General features: G+C 76.2%; 4 protein-coding genes. 1 reads left to right on the top strand and 3 read right to left on the bottom strand.

Going from position 1 to position 3818, the window contains the following annotated elements:
- The coding region (locus L7D48_RS27180; protein WP_237883496.1) for an acetoacetate decarboxylase family protein at positions 1-582 on the top strand (582 nt) is incomplete at its 5' end.
- 7 nt (positions 583-589) lie between these two features.
- On the opposite strand, the gene L7D48_RS27175 is transcribed toward L7D48_RS27180, so the two are convergent.
- The 3 genes from L7D48_RS27175 to L7D48_RS27165 all read right to left on the bottom strand — a co-directional run bounded on the left by L7D48_RS27175 (position 590) and on the right by L7D48_RS27165 (position 3769).
- Complete coding sequence (locus L7D48_RS27175; protein WP_237883494.1) at positions 590-1792, bottom strand: polyprenyl synthetase family protein; 1203 nt, start codon at positions 1790-1792, stop codon at positions 590-592.
- A gap of 225 nt (positions 1793-2017) precedes the next feature.
- A complete protein-coding gene (locus L7D48_RS27170; RefSeq protein ID WP_237883493.1) occupies positions 2018-2707 on the bottom strand; it encodes an HAD family hydrolase in 690 nt (229 codons plus the stop codon).
- Positions 2708-2788: 81 nt separating this feature from the next.
- Positions 2789-3769 (bottom strand): RluA family pseudouridine synthase, encoded by a 981-nt coding sequence (locus L7D48_RS27165; RefSeq protein WP_237883492.1) that lies wholly within the window; start codon positions 3767-3769, stop codon positions 2789-2791.
- Positions 3770-3818: the final 49 nt, after the last annotated feature.

Below are 3818 nucleotides of genomic sequence, written 5' to 3'. Positions count from 1 at the left end.
CCCGCCCCCTGGGCCTTCCGGGGGCACCTGTGGGTGGCGCTCCTGCCGGTACGCGGACGGCTGCCCGTCCCGCCGGACCTCCGCCCGTTGATCTGTGCCTCCCTGCTGGCGGTCGGGCTCGTCCGGTACCGGGAGGGCACTCTCGTCTACGACGAACTGGCCATGGGGCCCCTGGTGCGGCGCGGCCGCCGCGCCGGGCTGCTGATCGACCGCATCTGGGTCGACGACGCCGCCTCGGTGCGGGGGGGCCGGGAGATCTGGGGCCTGCCCAAGCAACTCGCCTCGTTCACCTGGACGGACCGCTCGGTGCACGTCACCGACCACGAGGGCCCGGTCGCCTCTCTGGCCTTCCGTCCGGGAAGGCTCCGGCTCCCGGCGTTCCCGATGCCCCTGCCGGGCTTCTCCGGCCCGGCCGGGCGGCGGCTGTTCGTTCCGGGCCGTCTGGTGGGATCCCCTCGCCTGGAGAAGGTGGCGGTCACCTCGTGGTCGGAGCGGCTTCCGCCCCTGGAGCGCACCACCGCCCGGTTCTCGCTGGCGGTACGCCCCTTCCGCATGACCGTCCCCGGGCCGGTGCGCTGCTGACCGCCGGTCACGGCGGCCGCGTGCCCGCCGCCGCCCGCACCAGGTCGGCCAGCCCCCGCCGGACGGCGGGATCGCCGCAGGTCTGGTCGATCCTGTCCAGGGCGAGCGCGCTCAGCCGCTCGATCCGCCTCTCCACGGCCGCCCGCACCCCCAGCCCGGTCAGGACCTCGCGGAAACGGGCGAGCCGCTGGGGGGTCAGTGTCCGGTCGCCCAGACTCCCGCGCAGGACGGCGAGGGCCTCGGTGTCGCCGAGCGCCTCGGCACGGGCCAGAGCGAGGGCCGCCGGATAGGTGTTCTTGCCCTCCCGTACGTCGTCGCCCGCGGGTTTGCCCGTTCGCCGCGGGTCGCCGAAGACGCCGAGGATGTCGTCGCGGAGCTGGAAGGCCAGCCCCGCCCGCCGGCCCGCGAAGCGCAGCGCGCCGACGAGTTCGGGTGCCGCCCCGCGCAGGGCCGCGCCCAGTTGGAGGGGACGCTCGGCGGTGTAGAGGGCGCTTTTGAGGTGGGCCACGCGCAGCGCCGCCGGCGCCGAGAAGCCTCCTTCCGCCTGGGTGTGCAGATCGAGGAACTGGCCGGCCACCATCTCCGTGCGCATCGCGTGCCACGGCTCCCGCACCCGCCGCCCGGCCGGTCCCTCCGGCAGGGCCTCGGCGAACATGTCGTCGGCCCAGGCCAGCGCGAGGTCTCCGGCGAGGGTCGCCATCGACGCTCCGTAGGCTTCGGGACTGCCGAGCATCCCGTCGTGCCGGTGGCGGCGGGCGAGTTCGACGTGGAGGGCCGGGCGGCCGCGGCGCAGCGCGGAGTCGTCCATCAGGTCGTCGTGGACCAGCGCACAGGTCTGGAGCAGTTCCAGGGCTCCGGCGAGCCGGAGGGCGGTGGCCTCGTCGCCGTCCCCCGGCCGCCCGCCGGCTGCGCGCCAGCCCCACCACAGGAAGGCGGCCCGCCTCCGTTTGCCCCCGTGCAGCGTGAACCGCGCGACCTCGCGGGCCAGCCGGGCGCGGAAGAGGCCGTCGAGGCCGCCGGCCTCCTCGCACCTGCGGCCGGTGTAGCGCCGCAGGGTCTCCTCCAGGCCGTGCCGGAACTCGTCGCCGGGCCCCGCGGACCCGCCGCGGTCCGGGCGGGGGCGGGTGCCCCGGGCCGGTTCCGCCGGCGGCCGCTCGCGGCCGCCGGCGGGGTCGTCACCGCCGGGAGCGCCGGGACCGGTCGTGGCCATCGGGCGCCTCGCACGGGGTCGTGTCCGGCCCGGCGGAGAGGCGGGAGCGACACGCCGGGTGGGACGCGGACGGGGTACGGTCGGCGGGCATCGCGGTCCTCCTCGTCGCCGGGTCCGGGGCACCGGGCAGTGGCGGACGGGTGCCCTTCCCCGGCCGCGGGGAACCTCCGGCGGCCTCCCCGGGAAGCCGGAGGCCGGGAAGCGGGAGCGGGAAGCCGGCGGGGCTCAGCCGCCGCGGGAGTGGCGGGCGAGCAGGCTGGCGTCGAGGTGGGCCAGCAGGTCCGCGGGGTTCTCGTAGACCTCCGCCGCGCCCGCCTCCTCCAGCTCCCGCCGGGTGATGCCGCCCGAGAGCACGCCCACGCAGGGCACACCCGCCCGCTCGCACGCCGCCACGTCCCACACGGTGTCGCCGACGAAGACGGCCCGGTCCGGGGTGGCCCGCGCCTGGTCGAGCGCGGAGCGCACCAGGTCGGGCGCGGGCTTGCTGGCCTCCACGTCGTCGGAACTGGTCGCGGCGGTCACCGCCTCGTCCGCGCCCACCGCGCGCCGCATCGCCTCCAGTTCGTCGCCGCGCGCGGAGCTGGCCAGAACGACCGTCCAGCCGCGGTCGGCGCAGGCCCTCAGCAGTTCGGCGGCTCCGTCCAGCGGGGCCAGCCGCGGCCAGTACTCGGCGTACAGGGTGTGGTGGGCGGCGCTGACGGCGGCGGCCTCCTCCGGATCCCGGTCCTCACCGAGGAACCGGGCGAGGAGTTGGTCGCTGCCCATGCCGATGGTCCGGTGGATCACCGACATCGGCACCCGGCGGCCCGCCTGCCGCAGCGCCTCCCACCAGGCCACGGTGTGCAGGTAGGTGGTGTCCACCAGAGTGCCGTCCACGTCGAAGAGCACGGCCCTTCCCGTTCCGTCGCCGCTCATCCGCAGCCCCTTTCCGCCGGTTCGCCTTCCGGGACCGTCTTCCCGGCCGCGGTCGGAACTCCCCGGTCACGGGACGTGCGATCACCCGGACGGATGTGCGCTGTCCGCCCCCCGGGGTCCGTCGCCGGCGGCCCACTCCCGGTGGGAGTCCCAGGCGGACAGCGTGCGGCGGCTGGTGAAGCGGCGCGCGCGGCCGGTGATCGGGTCGGTGAACTCCAGTGATCTGGCCAGTAGTTGGAGAGGGCGGCCGAAGTCGTCCGGAGCGGGGTCGGTGACCGTCGGATAGACCGGGTCGCCCAGTATGGGCACGCCCAGGGAACTCATGTGCAGGCGCAGCTGGTGGGTGCGGCCGGTCAGCGGCACCAGCCGGTAGCGGCCGAGTCCGCCGCGGTGCCCGGTCAGCTCGACGCGGCTGACGCTGTCGGGCTCCCCCGGCACCTCCCGCGCGGCGATGACCCCGCGTTCCTTGACGATCCTGCTGCGCACCGTGCGCGGCAGCTCCAGACCCGGGTCGTGGGGGGCCACGGCCTCGTACTCCTTGCGCACCCGCCGGTCCTGGAAGAGGCCCTGGTAGGCGGCGCGGTGCTCGGGGCGGACGGTGAACATCACCACTCCTGCGGTGAGCCGGTCCAGCCGGTGCGCCGGGCTGAGCCGGGGCAGCCCCAGGTCGCGGCGGAGCCGGGCCAGCGCGGTCTCGGTGACGTGCCGGCCCCGCGGTGTGGTGGCCAGGAAGTGCGGCTTGTCCGCGACGACCAGGACGTCGTCGCGGTACAGCACCTCCACCGCGTACGGCACCGGCACCTCCTCGGGCAGCTCCCGGTGGAACCACAGGTAGGCCCCCGGCCGGTACGGGGCGCCGGGATCCACCGGACCGTCCGTGCCCCAGACCTCTCCCCCGCCCAGCATGGCGTCGATCAGGGCCGGTTCCACCGCGGGCAGCCGGTCGACCAGGTGGTCGCGGACCGTCTCCCAGCGGCCTTCCTCGGGCAGTCTGAGGCGGACTGGGTCGATCCCGCGGCGCTGCGGCAGGGGGGAGGGCGGCACGGGGCGTCTGCGTCTCATCTCGGGGCAAGCCTAGTGCCGTGCCTCTGCGGGGCCGGGGCGGCCGGGC

Source organism: Streptomyces sp. ICN903, assembly GCF_022015835.1.
Classification (GTDB): domain Bacteria; phylum Actinomycetota; class Actinomycetes; order Streptomycetales; family Streptomycetaceae; genus Streptomyces; species Streptomyces fenghuangensis.
This window is presented reverse-complemented; position numbering and strand designations above follow the sequence as displayed.

Bases quoted from the DNA above. Each gene is read 5' to 3' on its own strand.
- L7D48_RS27175 (WP_237883494.1), bottom strand. From the start codon at position 1,792: ATGGCCACGACCGGTCCCGGCGCTCCCGGCGGTGACGACCCCGCCGGC.
- L7D48_RS27170 (WP_237883493.1), bottom strand. From the start codon at position 2,707: ATGAGCGGCGACGGAACGGGAAGGGCCGTGCTCTTCGACGTGGACGGC.
- L7D48_RS27165 (WP_237883492.1), bottom strand. From the start codon at position 3,769: ATGAGACGCAGACGCCCCGTGCCGCCCTCCCCCCTGCCGCAGCGCCGC.